Source organism: Lysinibacillus sp. NPDC056959 (assembly GCF_042674095.1).
Taxonomy (GTDB): Bacteria; Bacillota; Bacilli; order Bacillales_A; family Planococcaceae; genus Lysinibacillus; species Lysinibacillus zambalensis.
The window spans coordinates 133,388-158,847 of the sequence record NZ_JBHURE010000007.1; the positions used below are offsets into that span (position 1 = coordinate 133,388).

The window sequence follows — 25,460 nt, forward strand, 5'->3', positions numbered from 1 at the left end:
ATTTAAAATAGTAAAAAAAGTCATTGAATTCATAGTAAAACAAGTGGTAATATACCCTATAAGAATACTAAGGTATCGGAAGGGGAATGACGATGGTTCAAATGGTTATAACAGGACTTATTTGCGGAGCTTTACTTGGATTTGTTATGCAACGTGGTCGTTTTTGCTTAACTGGCGGATTCCGCGATATGTATTTAACAAAAGATAACCGTATGTTTTACGCATTACTTATTGCAATAGCAATCCAAAGTGTGGGTGTATATACCTTAATTAGTTTAAAGGTATTTGAATTCAGTGCTGGTTCGCTACCAATCGTAGCTGTTATTGTTGGTTCGTTTATTTTTGGAATTGGCATTATTTTCGCAGGTGGTTGTGCAACAGGTACTTGGTATCGGGCAGGGGAAGGTTTACTTGGCAGTTGGATTGCATTAGCTGGTTATATGCTTGTAGCAGCAATGATGAAATCAGGCGTATTGTTGCCGATGGATACGGCTATTAAAGAAACGAAAATTGAAAGTAATTCTATTGCCGAGACACTTGGCGTAAATAACTGGTTGATTATTACGATTTTTGTAGTAGTCGTTACATTTATCATTTACCGTGAGCTAAAGAAGCCACGAGTGAAAATTCCGGGGTTAAAGCCGAAAAAAACGGGATTAGCACATATACTATTTGAAAAACGTTGGCATCCATTTATAACTGCAACAATTATTGGAGTGATTGCAACTTTAGCGTGGCCATTAAGTGTTGCTACTGGACGCATAGGTGGGTTAGGCGTTACAACACCTTCTGCTAATATTTTGCAGTTTTTGGTGACTGGACAAATTAGCTTCATCAACTGGGGTGTTTTCTTAGTGCTAGGTATTTTCTTAGGATCATTATTAGCAGCAAAAATGAGTGGCGAATTTAGATTCCGTATTCCAGATACAAAAACGGCGATTAACAGCTTATGTGGTGGACTTATGATGGGGTTCGGCGCAGGTTTAGCAGGAGGTTGCTCAATTGGTAATGGATTGGTGATGACGGCGATGATGACTTGGCAAGGATGGATTTCATTAGGGTTTATGATTTTAGGTACATGGACTGCATCTTACTTTGTGTTCGTTCGACCAAGTAAAAAAGCTAAGCAAGCTACAGAAATAATACCAGTATAAAAAAAGGAGTGCTTTCATATGAAAAAAATATTAGAAGTTATGGGAATGGTTTGTCCATTTCCTTTAGTAGAGGCAAAAGAAGCGATCAAAGGCTTAAATTCAGGCGATGAATTAGAAGTGCAATTTGATTGTACACAAGGTACAGAATCCATTCCTCGTTGGGCAGCTGAAGAAGGGCACGAGGTAACGGAGTATGAGCAAGTTGGTGATGCGGCTTGGACAATTACGATTAAAAAGAAATAATTTAAAGTTCATATAAGCGAGAAATTCGATGATAGCATCGTCGAATTTCTCGCTTTTTTTATGAAAAATTAAAGGGAGATGTAGATAACTACCTGAGATTAACGGGATAAAACGTTGATACAGAAGGGGTATAACATGGAAATGACGTTTAAGAGAAAATTAGAGCTTTCATGTTGACAATATACCTAATGGGGTATATTATAAATCTCGTAAGCAAGTTCAATCAATCGTTTTGAAAGGAGGCGTGAACAGTATGGCTTACGATGTAAAAACAGCTAATCGAGTAAAGCGAATAGAAGGTCAATTGCGTGGTGTTTTACGCATGATGGAAGAAGAAAAAAACTGTAAAGATGTAATTACACAGCTATCTGCCGTGCGTTCTGCGGTTGATCGAACTATCGGAGTAATCGTTAGTGAAAATTTATTGGAGTGTGTAACGACTGCTGAGGGGGATGCGGGAAAAATGAATAACGCCATCCAAGAAGCAATGGATTTAGTCGTTAAAAGTAGATAGATTTTATATACCCTTAATAGTATCAAGTTGGAGGCGATATTACTTGGAAACATGGATTATACTTGCTGTTGTTATAGCATTTTTCGTTTGGCGAATGAAGCCAACGAAAGGTGTGCAGTCAATTTCAGCGGCACAATTGAAAAATATTCTAAATGAAAAGGATAAAGTTTTTGTTGATGTGCGTACACCTGCCGAATATAAGGGGCGAAATATTCCGCAGTTCAAAAATATTCCGCTTGGTTCTAGCTTTGACAAGTTACCGAAGGACAAAGAGATCGTTGTCATTTGCCAAAGCGGTATGCGTAGTAGTCGGGCATGTAAACAGCTGAAGAAACAAGGATTTGAGCGTGTGACAAATGTCCGTGGAGGCATGAGTGCGTATTAGGAGGAGAATAGTATGAAGGAAATTTCAGTAATGGAAGTACAACAAGCTTTAGAGCAAGGGCAGGCAATAAATTTAATCGACGTACGTGAAGTAGATGAAGTGGAGTCAGGACACATTCCTGGCATTATTCATATCCCACTTGGCTTACTTGAATTTCGTATGAATGAGCTAAATAAAAATGAACCATATGTTATGGTCTGTCGATCAGGTGGTCGTAGTGGTAGTGCTACGCAGTTTTTAGAAAGCCAAGGCTTCGATGTATCTAATATGGTTGGTGGCATGCTTGCCTGGAATGGTGAAGTAAAATAAGAAGGTGAAGGGAACCTGTAGCGCTTGCTATATTTTTTTATCAAAAATAATACCTGTATAGGTATGAGGGGGAAGTTATGAGTATTAAGGCAGATTTTCAGCTGGATGCCATGGGACTTTCTTGTCCTATGCCAATTGTTAAAACGAAAAAGGCAATGGCTGATTTAGTAGATGGTCAAATTTTAGAAGTATCAGCAACAGATAAGGGTTCGAAGGCGGATATTACTGCATGGGCTGAATCTGTGGGTCATCAATATGTTGGGACAGTGGAAGAAGGAAGTGTGCTTAAACATTATATTCGTAAATGCTCAAACGACACGATGGGTGAGCAAACTTTTGAACATACAATTGAGTTAAAAGAGGCAATGGCAAGAGGAGGACTTATTCTCGATGTTCGTGAGGAGGCAGAGTTTGCTTTTGGTCATATCGAGGGAGCAAAGTCAATTCCGATGGGTGAGCTAGAGGGACGCCTTTCTGAACTTGATAAAGAGCAAGAAATTTATGTCGTTTGTCGAACTGGGAAGCGCAGTGATTTAGCTGCTCAAAAGATGGCGGCACATGGTTTTACAAAAGTATTTAACGTTCTACCAGGGATGACTTCCTGGACGGGAAATTTAACAAAACATATTTAGGAGGAATTTATTATGTCAAATAAAGTAGCGATAATTGCAAGTAACGGTGGTCTTTTCGATGCGTATAAGGTGTTCAATATTGCAACGGCAGCGGCAGCTACGGAGAAAGAAGTAGCGATTTTCTTTACATTCGAAGGATTAAATTTAATTCATAAACAAGGAATGCATACATTACCTATGCCTGCGGGAGCGGAGCATTTTGCAGAAGGGTTTGCTAAAGCTAATGTACCAGCAATTCCGCAATTAGTGGAGATGGCGCAGGAATTAGGTGTGAAGTTGATCGCGTGTCAAATGACTATGGATGTAATGAGTTTAACGACAGATGATTTTATTGAAGGCATTGAAGTTGGGGGAGCTGTGACGTTCTTAGAGTTTGCAAAAGATGCAGCACCGTCATTAACGTTCTAATAAATATAAATAATTCACTATATAGGCGGAGAGGACAATCCTTTCCGCTAAAAAAACCAATAAAATAATACCTTAGGGGGTAATTGGAGTGTCAGTTCTAAAATGGAGTGCAGCAGAAGTAGCGAAAAAAGTAATTAATAATGAAGAATTATTTATTTTAGATGTTCGAAATGCGGATGCATTCGAAGATTGGAAAATTGATGGCCGTAAATTTGAATACCTTAATATTCCGTATTTTGAGCTACTAGATGGCGTTGAGAATATTTTACCGGAGATTCCAGCTAATAAAGATGTGTTAGTCGTTTGTGCGAAAGAAGGGTCATCACTGATGATAGCTGAGATGTTATCAGATGCAGGTCGTACGGTTGCTTATTTAGCTGGTGGAATGAAAACGTGGAGTGAATATTTAGAACCGATTAAAGTTGGAGATTTAACGGGTGGTGGTGAGCTTTATCAATTTGTACGTTTAGGGAAGGGCTGCCTTTCTTATATGGTCATCTCTGAAGGTGAAGCGGCGATTATTGACGCAGTTCGTTTTACTGAAGCATTCACAAGCTTTGCAGAAGAGAAAAACGTAAACATTAAATATGTGTTCGATACACATTTGCATGCTGATCATATTTCTGGTGGACGTCATATAGCTGCAACTACTGGTGCTACGTATTATTTACCACCGAAAGATGCAGAAGAAGTTGTATTTGACTATACACCGTTACTTGATGGCACAGCTGTCCAAGTGGGCGCCTCTCGAATTGACGTAGGAGCGATTTATTCACCTGGTCATACAATTGGTTCAACGTCATTTGTTGTGGATAACAAGTATTTATTAACTGGTGATATTTTATTCATTGATTCAATTGGACGCCCTGATTTAGCGGGTCTTGCGGAAGATTGGGTTGGTGATTTGCGTGAAACACTTTACAAGCGATACAGAGAATTATCGGATGATCTAATTGTTTTACCAGCTCATTTTATGATGATCGATGAACTAAATGAAGACGGAACTGTAGCAAAACATCTTGGACAATTATTTGCTGAAAATCACGGATTAAATATTAAAGATGAAGCGGAATTCCGTAGTGTCGTAACAGAACATCTACCTCCACAGCCAAATGCATATCAAGAAATTCGTCAAGTAAATATGGGTAAGATTACGCCAACGCAGGATGAGCAGACAGAGATGGAAATTGGTCCAAATCGTTGCGCAGTTCGATAGTCTGTTTAACTTCTTTCAGCGGAAATCCCTCACATCTATAGATGGTGAGATTAATACGGATTTAAGGTACTTTTCAGTGGGTGTCCAAACATCTGCACCTGTCGCTAGGCTTTTGGTACAAAAGACATCCGCTGAAATAGAGGAACTCAGGCTAAGAATTTCACATCTTGTGAAAACGCCTGAGTGACCGACATCGTGTCGGCCCTCACGCAGGCCTAAGTACAAAGCCGAAACCGGACGCAATTATGCCGGTGCATAATTGATGAGATGGGTAAATGTAATGAGTACGCATGCATGGTTATAGCATGGAAATATCGTGAAGCGAAGGCGCTCATCCTTCGTAAAGTCGTGAAAAAACAAAAAGAACCGGCAAAATCGCTTACAAGCTTTGCTGATTCAAAGGAGAAAAATATGAAATCAAATTTACAACTAGATGCAAAGGGCTTATCTTGCCCAATGCCTATAGTGAAAACAAAGAAGGCTATGGATACATTGACTTCGGATGGAATTTTAGAGGTTCAAGTAACAGATAAGGGGGCTCTTGCGGATATTCCTGCTTGGGCCAAAGCTGGCGGTCATACAATTTTAGACAAATCTGAAGACGCTGGTGTCATTACATTCTTTATTCAAAAAGCTTAAAACTGGTGAGGGTTGTCTCTTCTATTGGAAGTTTAGAACAACCCTCCTTTCAATTGATATAACAATGCCATTAAGGCTCCGGTGACCAGAAAGAAGGAAAAAAGATGGATTTAGCATGGATTATTACAATATTTTTGATTGGCTTTGTAGGTTCATATGTATCGGGAATGCTAGGAATTGGCGGATCGATTATAAAATATCCAATGTTATTATATATCCCGCCTTTACTTGGTTTTGCAGCATTTTCAGCACATGAGGTATCAGGGATTAGTGCGGTTCAAGTGTTTTTTGCCTCTATTGCTGGGGTATGGGCATATCGTAAAGGTGGTTATTTAAATAAATCACTAATTATTTATATGGGTGGTGCCATATTAGCAGGAAGTTTCGTTGGTAGTTATGGCTCCCAATTTTTATCTGAAGCAGGGGTTAACGTCGTTTATGGTGTATTGGCGTTGATTGCTGCAGTGATGATGTTTATTCCTAAGAAACAAATTGACGATAAGCCGTTGGATGAGTTAACGTTCAATAAACCGATAGCGGCCATATTAGCATTCGTTGTTGGTATTGGTTCGGGAATTGTTGGTGCAGCTGGTGGCTTCTTGTTAGTACCTATAATGCTAGTAGTGCTAGGTATACCGACACGTATGACAATCGCTACAAGCCTTGCTATTACTTTTATATCCTCAATAGGCGGGACGATTGGGAAGTTGATGACGGGACAAGTTGATTATTATCCTGCAATCATTATGATTGTAGCTAGTTTAATAGCGGCTCCACTAGGTGCGAAAGCAGGGAAAAAATTAAACACAAAAGTTTTACAATCTATTTTAGCGGTTCTTATTTTAGCAACTGCCATTAAAATTTGGATAGATATATTGTAGGAGGCTGTAGAAAATGAAAATTGAGATTTTCTCGGATTTCACATGTCCGTTCTGCTATATTGGCAAAAGAGAATTGGAACGCGCCATTGACTCGGCAGGTTATTTAGGGCAGGTAGAAATTGAATATAAAGCATATCAAATTGGACCAGATACACCTAAGAAAGATGCACCAACTTTATATGAGGGTATGGGTGAAAAATTTGACTCCTCGATAGAAGAAGTGAAGGATATTACTAAGGGTATAGCAAAGCGGGCCGAAGAGGTTGGGTTGCATTACAATTTTGAAGATATGAAAACAGCGCATACTGAAAAAGCTCATCGATTAGCAAAATGGACACGACAATTTGGTAAAGAGTCGGTCTACACGGAAGAGCTTATGAATGGTTATTTTGCGGAGGGAAAAGACTTAAACGATGATATGTTCTTGTTAAAAGTCATAGAAAATATAAACTTAGATGTTGAAATAGCAAAGGGTATTCTGGCATCAACTGACTTCGGTGAAGCTTTAGACAGAGATCGATATGATGCTCAACAGCTAGGTGTACAAAGTGTTCCGTTCTTTGTTTTTGAAAATCGTTACGGTATTAAAGGTGCAGAGCCGAATGAAGTTTTCGTACGAACATTGCATCAGGCGGCGAAGATAGCAGGTGTTCAGCCGGTGCTAAAGATGATAGGTGATGGTGAAGCTATTTGTGCTGATGGTGAATGTAAATTATAGTAGAACGCTAAAATGTCGGGTACAATGCTGTGCTCGGCATTTTTATATTCATTCGGAAATGTTGAACTGCACGAACGTGAAGTGTCAGCTACAAATTCAGGAAATAGTACATACTGCAAGAGGTATTAAGTCTCGTTTAATGTGTTGTAGAACAACGAATTTCACAATTTTATCCTCTAAATGATTCTATTTGCGTGAGATGTGAGAAAAGTCACATCGAAAAAGATGCTATTTTGCTAAAATATAGGTGATTATACAAAGGGGGGTATTATAGATGAAACCTATAGTAGCAGGAGTAGCGGGGGTAGTGCTGTTAGCGGGCACACTTTTTGTAGGAGCAGCCATTAGCGACAAAATTTTAGGGGATGCAGAAAGCAAAGAAGCCGATGTACAAACGAAAGTACCAACAACAGCAGCTGCTCAGTCAGTTGTCTATGCGCCACCAAGTATTGAAGAAGTACCGGATGGACCTATGAAGGAAGCAATATTATATGGGTATGAGCTTGTCAATAATACACATGTTGCTGCAGAAGAATATGTTGGGAATCAATTGTCTTGCACAAGCTGTCATGCGGGGGCAGGTTACGATGAGCAAGTTTCGTCACTAGTGGGTGTTATGGCGGATTATCCCCAATATATCGCGCGCTCTGGTGATATTGTAACGATTGAGGAGCGTATTAATGGTTGCATGGTTCGCAGTATGAACGGTAAGAAATTTGACATGAATAGCAAAGAGTTAGAAGCGATGGTCTCGTACTTCTCTTATATTTCAGAAGGTGTACCTATCGGGGCGGAACGTGAATGGGTAGGTACAAGTAATATGAAGGACATTCCTATACCGGATGTTAAGAATGGTGAGGAAGTATATGCTCAGTCTTGTATCGCGTGTCACGCGGCAGATGGCTCAGGTAATGGTGCTAATACAGGTCCGGCATTATGGGGTGAAAAATCATTCAATGACGGAGCGGGTATGGCAAGAATGTCAAAAATGGCTGGCTACATCCAAAATAATATGCCAGTCGGTGCAGCTGGTACTTTGACAGATCAAGATGCCGCTGATTTAGCAGCCTTTATTTTATCGCAGGATCGACCTGAATGGGGAAATCATAATAAAGATTGGCCAAAAGGCGGACGTCCAAATGATATTATGAATAAAGAAAAACGGGAACAAGTTAAAAATGGCACAATAAATTGGGAGAAAGTACTTTCTACTAATTAAATGAAAGGGGATGCTGCTAACTAGCGGCATCCCTTTCGTGTTATTTAAAATTGTAGGCCGTGACAATTTTATCTCTGTTAGTTGTTGCATCAGTGAAATATTCATACAAGCAAATACCGAGGAAGGATCCAGCGACATTAAAGACATTAGAGAAGCCATTGTTCTGGAGGGTCATTACAGCATTGTAACTTCGCTGGCCAGATCGGCAATGTACATAAACGGGTCTATCTTGTGGAATCTCATCCAAACGTTCGCGGAGCTCACTTAACGGAATATTATGCGCATGAATGAGATGACCTGCCTCGAATTCATTTCTTTCGCGGACATCTAAGAAATAGGCGTTATTTTCAACGAGATCTCTAACTTCGTCAACTTTTACTTGTTTATAATGACCATATAACTGGTTTTGAGCAACGAGTGCAGCTAAATTAACAACGTCGCGTGCGGTGCTAAACATTGGAGAATATGATAGCTCTAGCTCTTTTAAGTCTTCTAATGTGCCTTTCATTGTTATCATAGTTGCAATAACGTCGATGCGTTTGTCAGCATTGCCTTTTCCAATCGCTTGCGCACCGAGAATCTTCCCGGTCGGCACTTCGTAAACAAGTTTAAAATGAAGTGGGTTACTATTTGGCATTAAACCAACTTTGTCTGGGGCGATCAAGTACACGCTTTTGGCTTGGAAGCCATGTGCGAGCGCTGTTTTTTCATTTAAGCCCGTTGTGGCACACGTGTAATCGAAAATTTGCACGCTTGAAGAGCCGATAACTCCTTTGTTTTGTTGAGGTATATTGTACATATGGTTAGCTGCTGCTCGTGCTTGTCGTTGCGCTGGGCCTGCTAGTGCCAGGCGAGTTTGTTTATGAGTTAGCTGATGGAATACTTCTATAGCATCGCCCACAGCGTATATAGAAGGATCAGATGTTGCGTAATTAGCATCAACTTGAATGCCGCCAAGCTCACCTATTGCCAGTCCGGCTTCTTTCGCTAAAGAGATTTCGGGACGAACGCCGATAGCTAATACAACAGCCTGTGCTTTCAATTGTTTACCGGAATTCAATTCTACATAATCTGCCGTAACCTTAGCTAGGCCGTCATTGACGATGACATTAATTCCTTTATCCATCATTTCTTTGTGTAATATTTGTGCCATATCATAGTCAAATGGCGTCATGATTTGTTGACTAAACTCAACGAGTGAGACATTAAAACCGGCAAGTCGTAAATTTTCTGCAACCTCCACGCCTATAAATCCGCCACCGATAACAGCGATATCCTGTATGTCATCGCTTTGGATATAACTGTTTAAACGGTTAATATCCACGACGTTACGAACCGTAAAAACGTGTGAAGAATGAACGCCGTCCAAGTTTGGAACAATTGGACTCGCGCCAGGAGATAACACTAATGTATCGTAGCTTTCTTCATACTCAGTGTCAGTAGTTAAATTCTTTACAGTAATGCTTTTATCTTTTCGGTTAATATGTAAAACTTCTTGATTAACACGTGCTTCAATCTTGTATTTTATTTGAAAGGCTTGAGGTGTCATTAAGATTAATTTGTCGCTGTTATCAACGATTCCACTAAGATGAAATGGTAAAGAGCAATTTGAAAATGAAACGTTCGGTCCTTTTTCAAACATTATAATCTCAGCCTGTTCATCGAGGCGACGAATACGTGCAGCGGTCGAGGCACCGCCTGCGACACCGCCGATAACTAAAAATTTTTTACTCATGAGTAAGCACATCCTTTTCTTGTAATATACATAACGGGGTATGTTGTGGATAAACCAAGACTTTTCTTGTGTCGATAATGAATAAAACTGTGGATAAATATTGATTTAAGTGGATTATATACCCATTTGGGTATTTTATCAACAAAAATTACTGAGTAAAAATCATTGTACGTGGATAAATACTAAAGAAGTAAACAAATAGACAAAATTTTGGGGATAAACTTAGTAAAAGAAATTAAGTAACCGGATTTGCTTATCACTAAAAGTTGGGGATATCAGTAAAATATGATGATTTTAACTGATTGTAGCGAAGGGCTACTCGACTCCTGCAGGAAGCCTTGCTCTGCGCGAAAGCGAAGCGTCAGCGACAAAGCGAGTAGCACGTAGCGGAAATCAGAGCCTTCTAAGGGAGGGAAGTGACCACTGCGTAAGGATGATGAGCCTTACATTTGTTATACTAGCGGTATTAGGAAGTGGTATCGGAGGTGACGCTGTTGATTTTTTTGAAATTTTTAATCCAAATCATTGTTGTATCAGGACTTATTTATTTTGTCAGTGGCCGATTAATTGGTTCAAATATTAATTTCATACGTAGGGTTCTTTCTGTAGTCATTAGTGTGACGCTAACGTCCTTCGTTTATTGGTATACGTATTTACGTCATACAGATTTTTTATACGAACCGATGATGCAAACAGTGACAGAGGTCAGCACACTTATTTGGATTGGTAGCATGCTACTAATTTCGATGTTGCTCTATCTCGTTTTTGAGCTTTTCGATCCAAGCGGTATGAGGGCTACAGATCATCGTAATGGGCAAAAAAATTTATTCATGCGCCTTCGAAGCTACTGGCGACAACAAAAGCGCTTGCGTCATGTTTTGAAAATAGCAGTGACAAATGGCGTTGTTCAAACGATTAAATACGCAAGACAACGTGAAAATGAAAAAGAGCTTGCCATTGCTTTAAGAGTAACTTTGGAACAATGTGGTGGGATATTTATTAAATTTGGTCAAGTACTTTCTACTCGTAAGGAACTATTTTCTCCTATCTTTATTGCCGAGTTAGAGAGGCTACAAGATAGTGTGAAGCCTTTACCACCAGAACAGGTAACACAAATTTTAGAAGATTCACTTCCAAAGCCTATGAATGAAATATTTGCAAACTTTCAAATGGAGCCTATTGCGGCAGCATCCATTGGACAAGTACATAAGGCGCGATTGAAAAATTTTGATGAAGTCGTGGTAAAGCTACTGCGTCCAGAAGTGAAGGGGATTATGCGAGACGATCTCGACATTTTGGAGGAATTCGCTAATTGGCTTTCGAACAAGTCTACATGGGCTGAGTCACTTGGTTTTCGAGAACTTGCAAAAGGATTTGCAGATGGATTACGCGAGGAAATCCATTTAGATATTGAGGTTCGAAATACATTGCAGGTGACAAAGGCACTTGCCAAAAGCGATTATAAGGTGCGGATCCCTAAAATCTATACAGAATATTGTAATGAAAATATTATTGTCATGGAATATGTACGAGGAAAAAGTGTTGCAAATGCTATAGCTGAATTTAACCAATTTGAAAGTGATCGTAAGCAGTTTGCACGGACTGTTTTATATTCCTTCTTTGAGCAGATGCTTCTTTCTGGTATTTTCCATGCAGATCCACATCCGGGGAATATTCATATTGATGAGACGGATGGCACACCGATACTGCTTGATTTTGGAGCGGTTGGCCGTTTGGGAGCTACACAGCAAGAGGGCTTAAAGCTATTTTTAATGGGAATTCAGCTAAATGATGCAAGTGTTTTATATGATGGCTTAACACTATTGGTTGAAAATTCGGGCCATGCAGACCGTGCAAAGATGGAGCAAGCCATAGATCAAATCCTCTTGAAAATCTCTTACGTGGATCGGATTCCAACAGAGGAATTGATACATGCGTTATTTACAGTGGTTCGTGATTTTGGTCTTGCTTTCTATCCTGCAGTAGGTTTAGCACTGCGTTCCTTAGTAACACTGGATGGCACACTACGGGTAATTGACCCAAGCTTTGATATTTTTACGGAAGCGAAAGATTTTTCATCCACATATATGCGGGCATCCTTCCTGAAGCCATTTAAAGAACCGATGGCAACAAAGGAACGTTTACAAGAAGAATTATCCATGCTTATTCCGACATTGCGCAAAATGCCAAGACGAGTCGACCAGCTTATTCAACGTGTAGAAAGTGGGAAAATTATCTTACATCACGATGTTTTTTCAGATGAGGATAATGCTCGTTTTATTACCAATCTGTTTTCCCGTTTCGTCTTACTTCTCGTTGGTATTACCTTTGGCATTATTTCTGTAGCACTTTTAGCCATTTCACAATTTATTCATGACACGTATGCGATCTATTTAAATACAGCAGCATACTTAGGATTATTTCTATGTGCCATTCTGTTAGTACGGCTTTCTATCCAAGCGCTTCGTGCCATGAAGCAATAGAAGCGCCAACTTGGAGAGAAATCAATCTTTGTTTATGGTTACACATTATTTGTAGGTAGGGGAAAATGTTCCCTTACCTTTTTTTATGTTAAAAATGTTTTCTAGAAATATTACAAAAACATTACAAAACAGAGAGTAGGACTAAGGGTAAAGTAGTCAAAAACGTTGATATGTAGAATAAAACGTAATTTTGTAGAATTTATCGGGATTTACGTAAATATTACAAGAATGTTGCGAGTTTTACTAAACCATTAAAAAGGCGCGAAATAGTATAAAAGTTATGCTAATAGTGCTAAACTTTAAAAGGCTAATAAAATATAAGAAAAAATAAAAGAAATCGTTCCAATGAGTACATTAAAATTCTACGAACGAAATTGACTAGTGAAGGGAAAGAATAACGTGGGTAAGCGCAATAAATGGCGTAAGTCGATGGTGCTAGCATTAGCATTAGCGGGCGGCTTATTATTTAATACAGTTCAACCAACTCAAGTGCACGCAGAAGAAACATCTCAACAAATGATTGATAAGAAAGCTAAAATAGATACAGAGGTTAAAAAGCTACACGAAGAGCTAAAAAACCTACAAAAAGAGATCGATGAAAAAGTAAAAGTATTTAACAAAGTACAGGCGGACATTAAAGAAGTTGATGCAAATATTGTAGACACTAAAAAACGTATTGAGCAACGTTCAGCGATTTTAAGTGACCGTATGGCTGCATATCAAGCTCAAGATAATACTGTAGGTATTTATTTAAACGCTGTTCTTGAATCAAAAAGTTTTGCAGATTTAATGGACCGTGTCGTAGCGGTAAAAACATTAATGGATGCTGACCAAGAATTAGTAGATCAACAAGAAGCAGATAAGGCTAGCTTAGAGAAACAAAAAACAACATTAGATGAAAAACAAAAAGAGCTTCAAAAGCAATTCCAAGAGCTTCAACAGAAGGAAAGCGAAATGGAAGTGAAAAAAGCTGAAAATGAAGCAAAATCTCTTGCATTAAAAGCACAAATTGCAACGAAGCAAGAAGAAGAGCGTTTAGAAGCAGAACGTAAAGCAGCAGAGGAAGAGGCAGCTCGTTTACGTGCACTTCAAGCAGCTACTCCAGTTGTACAAGCAACAAACACTAACACTAACACTAACGATAATAGCAATAGCAATAGCAATGCTAATAATAGTGGCAAAGCTAACAATGAAAAATCTTCACAAAATGTGGTTGTTGGTTCAGGAGCAGGCACTGCATCTTCAGGTGATGCTATTTCAGTTGCGAAACAATTCCTAGGTCGTAGCTATGTTTGGGGCGGTAGTAACCCATCGACAGGATTTGACTGTTCAGGTCTTGTACAATGGTCTTACAAACAAGCAGGCGTATCTTTACCACGTACAGCATCACAACAATATTTAGCAACACAACGTATTTCAGCAAGTGAAGCACGTGTAGGTGACCTAGTATTCTTCAGCTATGGTTCAGGTATAGCGCATGTAGGTATTTACTTAGGGAACAACACAATGATTGATGCTCAAAATAAAGGTGTTGTCATTGAATCACTTGATTGGTGGAATCAATATTTAGTAGGCTTCGGTCGTATTTAATAAGCCGTACTATTATATAGACGATTTAAATAGCGAAAAGGTTATCTTTGTAAGAGAATTACAAAGATAACCTTTTTTTCATTATTTGGCGGTACTGGAAATTATCAACTGTTTAAACTATAGTTAAGATTCTACGATTAAACCTATTAGGCAAACATATAATGTTATTCATTAATTTAGGCTCGACTACTCGGTCAATAATGAGTAAAATAACTTTTGTAATGAATAAATTTACATAGGTAGATATTTTTACAACTATAGCCCCAGTTATAAAAATGATAATACAGCCGAAAAAAGAATTAGCTTCAATTTTTTGTTATTACGTATTTTGCTTGGACTCAATCGAAGGCTAATAAGTGAGATAACTCCAATGATAATCCTAACGAGTATTCCTCTATCTTCATATAGCTAAAAGAAAAGATTCTTGCATAATGAATGTCATTTCTGATAATTTTGAAATATACGATCGGGGATTTTGCTCTGAAATTACAATTATATGAGACTTTTATTTTGTAGTAGCAAAGTAAAGCATGATGGTAAATGAGATAACACTTACAAGTACACTATTTTTTACGTTCTGAAACAATAAAGGTAGGGATGAATCATGGAAAAAGAGATTTTGCAACTTTTTAGTAATTTAACAGAGCGTGACCGTGATATTCAATACAAATCATACGAAGAATTAATGAAAATTATGCAGGAACCAGTTGATTGGACCTATTCAGTTTGGGAACAACTAGTTCAAACTCTTACATACAAAAATGGACATATACGTGCAAGTGCTGCACAATTTTTATGCGCACTGGCAGCAAAAAGCGATCCTGAAGAAAGAGTATTAGAGGACTTCTTAAAGATTTGGGCAGTAACGTATGATGAAGAAACAGTCACTGTGAGGCATACTTTACAGGCAATTTGGAAAATAGGCTTAGCGGGGCAGGTACAAAGAGATTTAGTCGTATCATATTTGGCTAAAAGATATCAAACATGCTTAGACGAAAAGCACCCGACATTAATACGCTATGATATTATTGTATCCTTTAAAAAGCTATTCGATGCAACAAATGACCCCAAACTACTAAAAATTGCACAGCGTTTAATTGAGGAAGAGAAAGATGTTAAATCCAAAAAGAAATATAAAAATGCCATCCGATAAAAGTTAATGACTATTTGTTGCAAATTCTTTCATTATGAGAAATAGTTTTTATAACGTATGAAAAAATTAAATGCTTTAATTTATGAGGCATAATAAATATTTGCACGAGCAGGATGAATACCCAATGGGGCAGTGAATATATCCGCGTGCATACGGTAATACCTGCATGATTTTTATCCATCGTTGTTTATTCTAAAATTCCACAGCTATTTTTTCCTATCAATCTATGATAAACTGCATAACAAGTGAATAATTCTTGCAGAATAAAGGTGCTAAACTATAGCATAATCGGGAATTCGGTGAAAAACCGGAGCTGTTTCCGCAACTGTAAGTACAGAAGTCGTAAAGATATACCACTGTCGAATTATCCGATGGGAAGGTTTTTTATGAACGTAGTGAGCTGTACAAGCCAGGAGACCGACCTTTGTTTGAACGTATAGATAACTCTTCGGAATCTAGGAGAATATGCGGCAAATACATAGGCTATGTCGTATTTATGCGACACTATTTATGCTATTTTTCGTTGTTTCCTTAGGAGTGGGAACAACGTTTTTTTTATGCGCTTATAATTCACCTGGTGTAAGCCGAGGTGTTATTAAGGGAAGAATTTTTCATGAAGGAAAGCGGGGATTTATATTTGAAAAAAGATGCACGTTATTCTTGTTATCCATTTATGCGTGAAAAGGCATCTACAGTAGATTTTGAAATTCGAACGGATAGCCTAACAACACATATTGGTGTAGCATTGGCGGCGGTTAAAAAAGAAACGGTAGAGGTAGTAGCAGATGATTTACTAGCCATTTTGCCAATGGCTTACCATGTAAATGGCTCGGTTCGAGGTAAATTAGCTGTAACCGAAGATGATTTGACTCGGCTTAGTGATCGCTATGATTTCTATGTTAGTCATGTTAAAGAGGAAATACAAAACTTTGTATTACCTCAAGGAACAGATGCAGCTTCTGCATTACATTTATGTCGTAGTGAAGCGAAAAAATCATACCGTGTTTTGCACAAAGTATCTGAAGAACGCGAAGTACCAGCTATTCTCTTTGATTATTTAGGATTGCTAACCAATGTATTTTTTGTAATGGCTGTCTATATGAATCAGCATGCTGGTATTGCTGAAATACCGTTTATTAGTAAGTCATACCCGATGAAAAAGAAAAAGGAGAGTTAATGAAATGAAGAAAATGTTTAAGCTACAATGGCTTTCTGTGTTGATGTTGGCACTTGTATTAGTTGGCTGTGGCACGAAAGAGGATACAAATAAAGATGCTGTTTCTAAAGAAGATCAACAAGTTGAGAAAACTACTAGCTATAAAGTTAAGGATGACCGTGGTGTAGAAGTTGAGTTTAATGCAGTACCTAAAACTATTGTTTCATTACAACCGAGTAATACAGAGATTTTATTTGCGCTAGGCGTTGGCGATAAAATCGTAGGTGCAACAGAGTATGATACGTATCCAGAAGAAGCGCAAAAAATTGAGCGTGTTTCTACTTCTACAATATTCAATAGCGAGCGTATTTTAGCGTTAAAGCCAGACGTAGTTATTGCCTATACAACTGGAGGCGATGAAGAAAATTTAAATGCCTTAAAAGGTCTCGAAGATGCGGGTATTAAAGTGTTTGCCATTCAGTCAGCTAAATCATTTGATGATGTTTATGGGGATATCGAACAAGTCGCAACGGTTATGGGCATCAAAGATAAAGGCGAAAAGTTAAATGAAGATATTAAAGCTAAAATTGCAGATGTCCAAGCGAAAGTTAAAGATGTGAAAGAACCAAAAAATATCTATTTAGAAATTAGTCCAAAGCCAGACATCTATACAGCTGGTTCTGGTACATTCCAACAAGAGATTTTAAATGCTGCAAACGTTAACAACGTTTTTGCTGACCTTGAAAGCTGGGCAAAGGTATCTGAGGAAGATGTCATTGCGAAAAACCCAGCTGTTATTTTAACAACAGTAGACATGAAAAACACAACGGAAGAAATTCTTTCACGTGGTGGATGGAATTCAATCACTGCTATTCAAAATAAAGCGGTTTATTATATAGATACTGATATTTCAAGTCGTCCAGGTCCGCGTATTGGCGAAGCTGTTGAGTTAATCGCAAAAGCAGTATACCCTGAGTTATTTAAATAATTGATATTGAAAAATAGTGTTTTGAGCTGTCCTTTATCAAGGGCAGCTTTTTTTTATGGATAAAAAGGATAACTGTTCCGCTTGGGTTAGAAAGAGAAAGAATCAAGTGGATAACTGCTCGGCTTGGGTGGAAGAGAGAACGGGTAAAGTGGATAACTGCTCGGCTTGGGTGGAAAAGAGAACGGGTAAAGTGGATAACTGCTCGGCTTGGGTGGGAAAGAGAACGGGTGAAGTGGATAACTGCTCCGCTTAGGTGGGAAAGAGAACGAGTAAAGTGGATAACTGCTCCGCTTGGGTGGAAAAGAGAACGGGTAAAGTGGATAACTGCTCTGCTTGGGTGGAAAAGAGAACGGGTAAAGTGGATAACTGTTCCGCATGGGTTAGAAAGAGAAAGAATGAAGTGGATAACTGCTCTGCCTCAATAGAGAAACACCCCCAATAAATCTCTCGTTGGTCTAAGAAGTGTATGACATCCACTAGTGTGAAAATTGGTATTATATCGAATTGTTCTATAAAATAGAGATAAGTATGCTTTCTAACAGGGAGGGGTGCAGTCAGTGAAACAGTTTGATATGAATATTATTCCGTTTGAGGCAGTTTATAATTTTCGGGATATGGGTGGTTATAAGTCGAGAGATGGGCGTGCTGTTAAGAATGGTTTGATTTATCGCTCAGCAGCACTTGGTAAAATGACGAAATCAGATAAAGAGCGCTTTGAAACGCTAGGTGTGAAAACAATTTTTGATTATCGAGACAACCATGAGGCTCAAAATAATCCTAATCCGATATTCCCATATGCCAATTATATTCAAATACCAGCAAAAGGAAATCATGCTTTTGAGATGCCCACAAACGCTGGTGGGAAAGATTTTTATAAGGTTGTAAGCACGGAGATGTTTCGAGAATTTTATGCACAAATGCCTTTTAATAATGCCTCGTTCAAAGAGTTAATAGCAACGATTCAACAACCTGAAAATTTAGGGCTAGTTCATCATTGTGCAGTCGGGAAGGACCGAACAGGTATTGGCAGTGCGCTTATTTTACTTGCTTTAGATGTCCCTGAGGAAACGATCATGGAGGATTATTTAGATACAAATGTACATTTACGTCCCTTAGTCGAACGAATGGCTCTAACAATTCAGCAAGATTATAGCGATCAAGAATTACAGCAATTTTATGCGTTAATGTCTGCCCGTGAAGACTATTTACAAGCAGCATTTGATGAAATGGATAACCGATATGGCTCTAAGGCAGCTTTTTTAGAGCAAGAGTTTGGGTTAACAACTGAAAAACGTAAGCAATTGCAGGATTATTGTTTACTATGATAAGAAACCCTTTCACATAAAATTGTGAGAGGGATTTTTTGCGTATTGTATTATCTTTGCATAATCTTTTAACTCATATTGGCCAAAAAGCTTATGGAAGCATTATGACAAGGTATAATTAGGTGTTTCATTTTAAAAATTCTTTACAGCCTAAAAATCTATGATAAGATACTATATATTTTTAACTTATTTCAGCGGGTGTCCAAACACCGGCTGAAATAGAGGAACTCAGTCTAAGAGCGCCACGTCCTGTGGCATTACGGAAATGACCGACATCGTGTCGGCCCTCGTGTTGTTGCCGCTGCCGCTACGCTTTCGCGCAGATAAAACCTTGGTGCTGTCGCTTCGCTTTCGCACAAAAAATACCTGCAGGCCTAAGCACAAAGCCATTCCGGACGAAATTATGCCGAGGCATAATTGATTGGGCAGTAATTTATCTGTATAGATGGTAAAGAAGGTAGTTGAAAGTTGGGAGCCCGTAAAAATCTTTATGAAACGATTAGGAGAAGTGAAAAGTATTGGCAGATATATTAAAAGAAAGTGATATTAAAGAGACAGATAGGTTAAGTTTATTCCATTTAACATGGCCGATATTTTTAGAAGTATTTTTATTTATGTTAATGGGACTAGCCGATACTTTTATGCTCAGTGCTTTATCAGATAATGCTGTATCAGGAGTTGGTGCAGCCAATCAATATATTCATATTGCAATTTTAATACTTGAGGTAGTTGGTAATGGTGCTTCCATTGTTGTATCTCAATATTTAGGTTCAAGGCGATTTTTTGAGGCTGCGAAGATTTCCGCTTTAGCAGTTACGATGAATTTGGTTGTTGGACTAATGATGAGTATCTTATTTTTCTTCTTTTCAAGTCATTTAATGACTATGATGAACTTGCAAGGGGAAGTGCTTAAATACGCACAAAGCTACTTGGTAATCATCGGAAGCTTTATTTTCTTACAGGCTATTATAAATGCTTTAGCAGCAATTATCCGTGTACATGGATGGACAAAGCAAACGATGTATGTATCACTAGGTATGAATGTGCTACACGTTATCTTAAACTACGGTTTAATCTTTGGTAACTTAGGATTACCGGAGTTAGGTGTAAAAGGTGCAGCTATTTCCTCAGTGGTAAGCCGTGGTTTGGCAGTTCTTGTGTTTTTCTGGCTGTTGTATCAAGTCATGGAAGTAAGAGTGAAGCTAGAATATTATTTCGAGTATTCCAAGGAATATGTTCAAAAAATATTAAATATAGGCTTACCGTCAGCATTTGAGCAGGTGCTTTATCAGTTTTGTCAGATTGTCTTCCTTTATTATGCGACTTACTTAGGCGCAGAGACACTTGCGGCGAGACAATATGCCATGAATATTTCAATGTTTACGTATTTATTTGCGATTGCCATCGGAACAGGTACGGCTATAATTATTGGACGAAGTGTCGGTGCTGGTAAAAAGGATCAAGCTTATCATCAGCTTTGGACAAGTGTACGCGCAGCTTTTGCTTTTACAATCACAATGGTTGCAGTTGTAACGATATTCCGTAAGCAACTTATGCACGTTTTTACAGATAATCCAGAGATAATTGCCATCGGAGCATCTGTCCTAGCATTAAGTATTCTCCTTGAAACAGGGCGAACAATGAATATTGTAGTTATTAACTCGCTGCGTGCCTCAGGGGATGCAAGATTTCCATTGAAAATTGGTTTCTTATCAATGGTATGTATGAGTCTCCCGCTCGGATATTTGTTTGTATTCGTTTTAAATTGGGGGTTAGTAGGTATTTGGCTAGCGATTGCGGCAGATGAATGGATGCGAGCTATTATCGTATACTTTAGATGGAGAAGTCGTAAGTGGGAGCGTTTTGCACTTGTTTCACCTACAGAACCGAAGGAGGAAAATTAATGGGGGCACTTTCTAAAAGAGCTGCTGGGGCAGCGTTAATGGATAAAAATATAAAGCTTTTTGCTTGTCCAATTTGTCAGGAGTCAATGGATGTTTTTGAACAAGGTAGATTAGTATGTTCCTCAAATCATTCTTTCGATATTGCCAAACAGGGCTACATTAATATGCTGACACATGGTGCCGTTTCTAAGTATAGCAAAGAGCTGTTTGAATCACGAAAAGCGGTTATTGATAGTGGGATTTATGATGTAGTAGAAGATAAAATCGGAGAGCTAATTGCTAATGCAGACACCGTACTTGATACGGGATGTGGTGAAGGTTCGCATTTAGCTCGTATTATGGCAAAGAAACATGGGATAGGAATTGGTATTGATATAGCGAAGGAAGGCATCCTTGCTGCGTCTCGACATTATCCAGAGCAAATGTGGTGTGTTGGTGATTTAGCGAAAAGTCCATTTGCAAGGTCGAGCTTCGATGCCATATTAAATATTTTATCGCCTGCCAATTATGAAGAATTTAAACGTCTATTAACTCACGATGGTTGTGTTGTTAAGGTTGTACCTCAAAGTGGGTACTTACATGAGCTTCGAGCGCAATTATATGCGGATTCTACTAAAGAGTCGTATTCGAATGAACAAATAGTTGCTCGTTTTAAAGAAAGCTTTACCGATGTTAGTGTAGAACGTATTACATATACGGTACCGCTAGCTACAGAGCTTGTACCAGCACTGCTGGAAATGACACCAATGGGCTGGCATAAAAAAGAAGGATCCACTATCCTGTTACATGAAATTACGATTGATGTTGATGTATTAGTGGGAAGAGTCTAGATATTTTCACCTGCAATTGCAGTATACTGGTCTTTTCGATTACAATGGGGATAACTATTGAATAAGGTAGGAATGAAACAGTGTATAAATTTATAGCAAATGTTGTAAAAGTGATCTTAAAATTAACAGGCTCAAAAGCGCGTGTATATGAAGAACAAAACTTACCGAAGGAAGGTGGGTTTATTATTGCATGTACACATACGGGCTATGTTGATATTTTAAATCTTGGTGTTGCTGTATACCCTCGAGAAATTAACTTTATGGCTAAAAAGCAATTGTTTGATATAAAGGGTATTGGCTGGCTGATAGAGCGTTTAAATGCCTTTCCAGTCGACCGTGACAATCCAGGTCCAAGCGTTATTAAAATTCCATCGCAGCTATTGAAAGAGGGAAAAATTGTTGGGATATTCCCATCTGGTACGCGAAATGCGGAAGGATCGGATTTAAAGCAAGGTGCGATTACAATAGCACAATTGTCAAAAGCACAAATTGTACCAGCCGCTTACATTGGTGCGCGTAATGCCGGTGATGTCTTTAAACGTGGTAAAGGTTATCTAATTTATGGCGAGCCATTTTACGTAACGGGTAAAGGTAAAGAAGGGCGCGAGGAATTTACAAATCGCCTTGAGCATGAATTAGTAGCATTAACTGAAGAATTAGAGAAGCGAGTTGCAGCAAAAAAGAAATAAAGTGAAACACCATTCAGAGGTGAACTCTCTATGTGAAGAACCCAAACTATTATCTTCACATCCTTTTGAAGTAGTAGCTTACTGCTAGTAATATGGGATAACTTAGAAGGCGCTCAGAATCGATTGATTTTGAGTGCTTTATCTACATTTAGCAAATGTTTACTGTAGCGAATGCAAAGCGGCAGCTACAAATGTTTACTGTAGCGACAGCTACGATACGCCAAGGTGAGATTGATTGTAGGAGGACATAAAAATGATTCGAGTACTTTTTGTATGTTTGGGGAATATATGTCGATCACCAATGGCTGAAGCGGTCATGCGTGATTTGGTAGAGAAAGAGCATTTGAGTCATAAAGTCGAGGTAGATTCGGCTGCAACAAGCTCTTGGCATATTGGAGATCTTCCACACAGAGGAACACAAGGTAAGCTAAAAGAATATGGCATCTCAACGAAAGGGATGCAAGGCCGACAATTACAAAAGGCTGACTTTGAAAATTTTGATTACATTATTGGCATGGATGAAAGCAATATACGTAATATCCGAACGATGCTAGGGAATCTGGATTCCACAAAGATCTTTCGCTTTTTAGATTTAACTGACCATCGAAAAGACGTGCCTGATCCGTACTATACAGGAGATTTTCAAGAAACCTATGATTTAGTTTTAGAAGGCTGTCATGCATTATTAGAAAAAATCAAAGGACAATACAAGCTGTAAGCGCCCAGTCGGAACGGAAATCAACCAACCATTATATGACTTCAGAAAATGATCTTAAACATTGGCATATCTAGCTTTGTAAGCATCATTTGTGTTATTATTTTCAGAGTAAAGATACGAAAAGTATTTAATCACCATTTAATGATGTACAACTGTGCATCTATGATTATCTTCATTCAGCGGTAGATCTTCCTCTATATAAGATGAGCGAAATTGTCACTCCTATTCAAAGGTGTTTAAATGAAGATAAAGCCTCCGGCGGATGTCACGGATTTTGAAAGGAGTGAATTGTGCTAGCACAATTCAAAATCCGGACGCAATTACGCAAAGGCGCAATTGATAAACAACTTATAATTTGAAAGAGAGTGGAAACAATGGGTCGTAAGTGGAACAATATTAAAGAAAAGAAAGCGTCTAAAGACCAAAGCACAAGTCGTATCAATGCAAAATTTGGACGCGAAATTTATGTGGCGGCTAAATCAGGCGAGCCAGATCCAGAATCAAACCGTGCCCTTAAAGTTGTTCTTGAGCGTGCAAAAACATATAGCGTTCCTAAACATATTATTGAAAAAGCAATTGATAAAGCGAAGGGTGGCGGCGATGAAAACTTCGACGAATTACGTTATGAAGGTTTCGGACCAGCAGGCACTATGTTAATCGTTGATGCTTTAACGAATAATGTTAATCGTACAGCTTCTGATGTACGTGCAGCATTTGGTAAAAATAATGGGAATATGGGTGTCAGTGGTTCTGTTGCCTACATGTTTGATTCAACAGCGGTTATTGGTTTAGAAGGTAAATCAGCAGATGAAGTTCTTGAAATTTTAATGGAAGCAGATGTTGATGCTCGTGATATTCTTGAAGAAGACGAGGCTGTCATCATTTATGCAGAGCCAGATCAATTCTTTGCTGCACAAGAAGCACTAAAAGCAGCAGGCATTCAAGAATTTACAGTAGCGGAGCTTTCAATGCTTCCGCAAACAGAAGTAGAATTAACTGGAGACGACATTGCGAAATTTGAAAAATTAATTGATGCATTAGAAGATTTAGAGGATGTCCAAAACGTTTACCATAACGCTGATTTAGGCGAATAATATAAACATATGAAACCAGTAGCGAATAAAGCTACTGGTTTTTAACTTCTGCGGGTGTCCAAACATCCGCCGGAGGCAGGGAGGAAATCTGTGCAAGCTCTTTTAGCGATTGCAATATTTTTAATAACTTTATTTTTTGTAATAGTGCAGCCACGTAAAATATCAATCGGCTGGTCTGCTTGTTTTGGTGCTGCAATTGCGTTAACGTTCGGAGTTGTTACCTGGCAAGATGTTGTTGAGGTGACGGGGATTGTTTGGAATGCAACGTTCTCGTTTATAGGAATTATTTTTATTTCACTTATTTTAGACGAAATAGGATTCTTTGAATGGTCTGCCTTACATATAGCACGAGTGGCAAAGGGAAGTGGTATACGCTTATTCATTTACCTTTCCTGTCTAGGTGCTATTGTTTCAGCGTTATTTGCAAATGATGGTGCAGCTTTAATACTAACACCAATTGTTCTCGCAATGATCCGTAAATTGAATTTAACCGATAAAATGATCTTTCCATTTATTATTGCAAGTGGCTTTATAGCGGACACAACATCCTTACCGTTAGTCATTAGTAATTTAACAAATATTGTGTCGGCAGACTATTTCGGTATTGGATTTATGGAATATGCCCTACATATGCTGGTACCGAACATAGTTTCTTTACTAGCAAGTATAGTCGTACTTTATATTGTCTTTCGCCGTTCAATTCCAAAAGAATATTCACTCGAGGCAGTTGATAATCCAAAGCTTGCAATTCGTGATTCGAGATTATTTTTATTATCATGGTATGTTATAGCTATTCTATTAGTTGGTTTCTTAACGAGTGAGTTTTTCAAAATTCCAGTGTCATTTATTTTATGTGGTGTAGCAGCTATCTTTTTCCTACTAGCACGGCGTAGCCATATTGTAAATACAAAGAGAGTTGTGAAAGGGGCACCGTGGAATATTGTGTTCTTTTCTATCGGTATGTATGTGGTTGTTTACGGCTTGAAGAATGTAGGAATGACCGGATTGCTAGCGAGTCTATTAGAGCACTCTATACAGCAAGGATTAATGGTAGCGACAATTACGATGGGGTTTGTAGCAGCTATTTTGTCAGCTATTATGAATAACCTACCAACTGTACTGATTGATGCATTAGCTATTGCTGAAACTAGTGCAACTGGAATTATTAAAGAAGGGCTTATTTATGCAAATGTCATCGGCACAAATTTAGGTCCTAAAATGACGCCGATTGGCTCACTCGCAACATTGTTATGGCTCCATATACTGAAGCAAAAAGGAATAAAGATTGGCTGGGTTCAGTATTTAAAAATAGGTATTATGTTAACAATCCCAACCCTTTTCGCTACTTTAATAGCTTTAGTAATATGGATTAAAATCATATCATAGGCGAGAACTAAGGTAGTGTCTAAACATTTTAATGACGATAAAAATTAAAAAACTATTTTTCTATAAGGCATATCCTTGTAGAAAGATAGTT

General features: G+C 38.4%; 25 protein-coding genes and 1 riboswitch. Of the genes, 24 read left to right on the plus strand and 1 reads right to left on the minus strand.

Annotation, left to right across the window (positions count from 1 at the left end; all coding sequences use genetic code 11):
- The first annotated feature begins 92 nt into the window (after positions 1 to 92).
- The 12 genes from ACFTQ7_RS11105 to ACFTQ7_RS11160 all read left to right on the plus strand — a co-directional run bounded on the left by ACFTQ7_RS11105 (position 93) and on the right by ACFTQ7_RS11160 (position 8,318).
- Complete coding sequence (locus tag ACFTQ7_RS11105) at positions 93 to 1,154, plus strand: YeeE/YedE thiosulfate transporter family protein (RefSeq protein WP_386828746.1); 1,062 nt, start codon at positions 93 to 95, stop codon at positions 1,152 to 1,154.
- An 18-nt stretch (positions 1,155 to 1,172) separates the two neighbouring features.
- On the plus strand, positions 1,173 to 1,397 hold the full coding sequence (locus ACFTQ7_RS11110; protein WP_079562211.1) for a sulfurtransferase TusA family protein: 225 nt from the start codon (positions 1,173 to 1,175) through the stop codon (positions 1,395 to 1,397).
- 253 nt (positions 1,398 to 1,650) lie between these two features.
- Complete coding sequence (locus ACFTQ7_RS11115) at positions 1,651 to 1,911, plus strand: metal-sensitive transcriptional regulator (protein WP_197143834.1); 261 nt, start codon at positions 1,651 to 1,653, stop codon at positions 1,909 to 1,911.
- Between the two features lie 43 nt (positions 1,912 to 1,954).
- On the plus strand, positions 1,955 to 2,296 hold the full coding sequence (locus tag ACFTQ7_RS11120; RefSeq protein ID WP_386828749.1) for a rhodanese-like domain-containing protein: 342 nt from the start codon (positions 1,955 to 1,957) through the stop codon (positions 2,294 to 2,296).
- A gap of 12 nt (positions 2,297 to 2,308) precedes the next feature.
- Positions 2,309 to 2,605, plus strand: a complete 297-nt coding sequence (locus ACFTQ7_RS11125) for a rhodanese-like domain-containing protein (RefSeq protein WP_386828751.1) — start codon at positions 2,309 to 2,311, stop codon at positions 2,603 to 2,605.
- Positions 2,606 to 2,682: 77 nt separating this feature from the next.
- Positions 2,683 to 3,237, plus strand: coding sequence for a sulfurtransferase TusA family protein (locus ACFTQ7_RS11130; RefSeq protein WP_386828752.1), 555 nt, complete (start codon positions 2,683 to 2,685; stop codon positions 3,235 to 3,237).
- Positions 3,238 to 3,249: 12 nt separating this feature from the next.
- Positions 3,250 to 3,645, plus strand: a complete 396-nt coding sequence (locus ACFTQ7_RS11135; protein ID WP_386828754.1) for a DsrE/DsrF/DrsH-like family protein — start codon at positions 3,250 to 3,252, stop codon at positions 3,643 to 3,645.
- 88 nt (positions 3,646 to 3,733) lie between these two features.
- Entirely contained in the window at positions 3,734 to 4,861 is a 1,128-nt protein-coding gene (locus ACFTQ7_RS11140; RefSeq protein ID WP_386828755.1) for an MBL fold metallo-hydrolase, read from the plus strand.
- A gap of 411 nt (positions 4,862 to 5,272) precedes the next feature.
- The gene (locus tag ACFTQ7_RS11145) at positions 5,273 to 5,500 is read left to right on the plus strand and encodes a sulfurtransferase TusA family protein (protein ID WP_386828826.1); all 228 of its coding nucleotides are present in this window, start codon (positions 5,273 to 5,275) and stop codon (positions 5,498 to 5,500) included.
- Between the two features lie 104 nt (positions 5,501 to 5,604).
- Entirely contained in the window at positions 5,605 to 6,381 is a 777-nt protein-coding gene (locus ACFTQ7_RS11150) for a sulfite exporter TauE/SafE family protein (protein WP_386828757.1), read from the plus strand.
- 13 nt (positions 6,382 to 6,394) lie between these two features.
- The gene (locus ACFTQ7_RS11155; RefSeq protein ID WP_386828759.1) at positions 6,395 to 7,099 is read left to right on the plus strand and encodes a DsbA family oxidoreductase; all 705 of its coding nucleotides are present in this window, start codon (positions 6,395 to 6,397) and stop codon (positions 7,097 to 7,099) included.
- 274 nt (positions 7,100 to 7,373) lie between these two features.
- Positions 7,374 to 8,318, plus strand: coding sequence for a c-type cytochrome (locus ACFTQ7_RS11160; protein ID WP_386828761.1), 945 nt, complete (start codon positions 7,374 to 7,376; stop codon positions 8,316 to 8,318).
- A 40-nt stretch (positions 8,319 to 8,358) separates the two neighbouring features.
- Here ACFTQ7_RS11160 and ACFTQ7_RS11165 read toward each other — a convergent pair whose 3' ends face one another.
- Positions 8,359 to 10,053, minus strand: a complete 1,695-nt coding sequence (locus tag ACFTQ7_RS11165) for an FAD-dependent oxidoreductase (RefSeq protein ID WP_386828762.1) — start codon at positions 10,051 to 10,053, stop codon at positions 8,359 to 8,361.
- A gap of 494 nt (positions 10,054 to 10,547) precedes the next feature.
- Here ACFTQ7_RS11165 and ACFTQ7_RS11170 point away from each other — a divergent pair, with 494 nt between their 5' ends.
- The 12 genes from ACFTQ7_RS11170 (at position 10,548) to ACFTQ7_RS11225 (ending at position 25,369) form a co-directional block, all read left to right on the plus strand.
- Complete coding sequence (locus tag ACFTQ7_RS11170; RefSeq protein ID WP_386828764.1) at positions 10,548 to 12,536, plus strand: ABC1 kinase family protein; 1,989 nt, start codon at positions 10,548 to 10,550, stop codon at positions 12,534 to 12,536.
- Positions 12,537 to 12,935: 399 nt separating this feature from the next.
- Positions 12,936 to 14,126 (plus strand): C40 family peptidase, encoded by a 1,191-nt coding sequence (locus tag ACFTQ7_RS11175; RefSeq protein ID WP_483869436.1) that lies wholly within the window; start codon positions 12,936 to 12,938, stop codon positions 14,124 to 14,126.
- Positions 14,127 to 14,730: 604 nt separating this feature from the next.
- Positions 14,731 to 15,279 (plus strand): hypothetical protein, encoded by a 549-nt coding sequence (locus ACFTQ7_RS11180; protein WP_349659352.1) that lies wholly within the window; start codon positions 14,731 to 14,733, stop codon positions 15,277 to 15,279.
- A gap of 250 nt (positions 15,280 to 15,529) precedes the next feature.
- A riboswitch (cobalamin riboswitch) is annotated at positions 15,530 to 15,719 on the plus strand.
- Positions 15,720 to 15,916: 197 nt separating this feature from the next.
- On the plus strand, positions 15,917 to 16,456 hold the full coding sequence (locus ACFTQ7_RS11185) for a hypothetical protein (protein WP_386828827.1): 540 nt from the start codon (positions 15,917 to 15,919) through the stop codon (positions 16,454 to 16,456).
- Positions 16,457 to 16,460: 4 nt separating this feature from the next.
- Positions 16,461 to 17,423, plus strand: coding sequence for an ABC transporter substrate-binding protein (locus ACFTQ7_RS11190; protein ID WP_386828766.1), 963 nt, complete (start codon positions 16,461 to 16,463; stop codon positions 17,421 to 17,423).
- Positions 17,424 to 17,980: 557 nt separating this feature from the next.
- Positions 17,981 to 18,748, plus strand: a complete 768-nt coding sequence (locus ACFTQ7_RS11195) for a tyrosine-protein phosphatase (protein ID WP_386828767.1) — start codon at positions 17,981 to 17,983, stop codon at positions 18,746 to 18,748.
- A gap of 527 nt (positions 18,749 to 19,275) precedes the next feature.
- Complete coding sequence (locus ACFTQ7_RS11200) at positions 19,276 to 20,652, plus strand: MATE family efflux transporter (RefSeq protein WP_386828829.1); 1,377 nt, start codon at positions 19,276 to 19,278, stop codon at positions 20,650 to 20,652.
- Entirely contained in the window at positions 20,652 to 21,482 is an 831-nt protein-coding gene (locus ACFTQ7_RS11205) for a putative RNA methyltransferase (RefSeq protein WP_386828768.1), read from the plus strand. The genes ACFTQ7_RS11200 and ACFTQ7_RS11205 overlap by 1 nt, the downstream gene beginning before the upstream one ends.
- An 80-nt stretch (positions 21,483 to 21,562) precedes the next feature.
- Complete coding sequence (locus ACFTQ7_RS11210) at positions 21,563 to 22,171, plus strand: lysophospholipid acyltransferase family protein (protein WP_349659347.1); 609 nt, start codon at positions 21,563 to 21,565, stop codon at positions 22,169 to 22,171.
- A 253-nt stretch (positions 22,172 to 22,424) separates the two neighbouring features.
- On the plus strand, positions 22,425 to 22,889 hold the full coding sequence (locus ACFTQ7_RS11215) for a low molecular weight protein-tyrosine-phosphatase (protein WP_386828770.1): 465 nt from the start codon (positions 22,425 to 22,427) through the stop codon (positions 22,887 to 22,889).
- 374 nt (positions 22,890 to 23,263) lie between these two features.
- On the plus strand, positions 23,264 to 23,983 hold the full coding sequence (locus ACFTQ7_RS11220) for a YebC/PmpR family DNA-binding transcriptional regulator (RefSeq protein WP_386828772.1): 720 nt from the start codon (positions 23,264 to 23,266) through the stop codon (positions 23,981 to 23,983).
- Between the two features lie 90 nt (positions 23,984 to 24,073).
- Positions 24,074 to 25,369, plus strand: coding sequence for an arsenic transporter (locus ACFTQ7_RS11225; RefSeq protein WP_386828773.1), 1,296 nt, complete (start codon positions 24,074 to 24,076; stop codon positions 25,367 to 25,369).
- Positions 25,370 to 25,460: the final 91 nt, after the last annotated feature.

Coding starts and splice junctions, on each gene's coding strand:
- ACFTQ7_RS11180 (WP_349659352.1), top strand. CDS start 14,731: ATGGAAAAAGAGATTTTGCAACTTTTTAGTAATTTAACAGAGCGTGAC.
- ACFTQ7_RS11135 (WP_386828754.1), top strand. CDS start 3,250: ATGTCAAATAAAGTAGCGATAATTGCAAGTAACGGTGGTCTTTTCGAT.
- ACFTQ7_RS11125 (WP_386828751.1), top strand. CDS start 2,309: ATGAAGGAAATTTCAGTAATGGAAGTACAACAAGCTTTAGAGCAAGGG.
- ACFTQ7_RS11220 (WP_386828772.1), top strand. CDS start 23,264: ATGGGTCGTAAGTGGAACAATATTAAAGAAAAGAAAGCGTCTAAAGAC.
- ACFTQ7_RS11145 (WP_386828826.1), top strand. CDS start 5,273: ATGAAATCAAATTTACAACTAGATGCAAAGGGCTTATCTTGCCCAATG.
- ACFTQ7_RS11105 (WP_386828746.1), top strand. CDS start 93: ATGGTTCAAATGGTTATAACAGGACTTATTTGCGGAGCTTTACTTGGA.
- ACFTQ7_RS11190 (WP_386828766.1), top strand. CDS start 16,461: ATGAAGAAAATGTTTAAGCTACAATGGCTTTCTGTGTTGATGTTGGCA.
- ACFTQ7_RS11160 (WP_386828761.1), top strand. CDS start 7,374: ATGAAACCTATAGTAGCAGGAGTAGCGGGGGTAGTGCTGTTAGCGGGC.
- ACFTQ7_RS11155 (WP_386828759.1), top strand. CDS start 6,395: ATGAAAATTGAGATTTTCTCGGATTTCACATGTCCGTTCTGCTATATT.
- ACFTQ7_RS11110 (WP_079562211.1), top strand. CDS start 1,173: ATGAAAAAAATATTAGAAGTTATGGGAATGGTTTGTCCATTTCCTTTA.
- ACFTQ7_RS11205 (WP_386828768.1), top strand. CDS start 20,652: ATGGGGGCACTTTCTAAAAGAGCTGCTGGGGCAGCGTTAATGGATAAA.
- ACFTQ7_RS11130 (WP_386828752.1), top strand. CDS start 2,683: ATGAGTATTAAGGCAGATTTTCAGCTGGATGCCATGGGACTTTCTTGT.
- ACFTQ7_RS11150 (WP_386828757.1), top strand. CDS start 5,605: ATGGATTTAGCATGGATTATTACAATATTTTTGATTGGCTTTGTAGGT.
- ACFTQ7_RS11115 (WP_197143834.1), top strand. CDS start 1,651: ATGGCTTACGATGTAAAAACAGCTAATCGAGTAAAGCGAATAGAAGGT.
- ACFTQ7_RS11165 (WP_386828762.1), bottom strand. CDS start 10,053: ATGAGTAAAAAATTTTTAGTTATCGGCGGTGTCGCAGGCGGTGCCTCG.
- ACFTQ7_RS11215 (WP_386828770.1), top strand. CDS start 22,425: ATGATTCGAGTACTTTTTGTATGTTTGGGGAATATATGTCGATCACCA.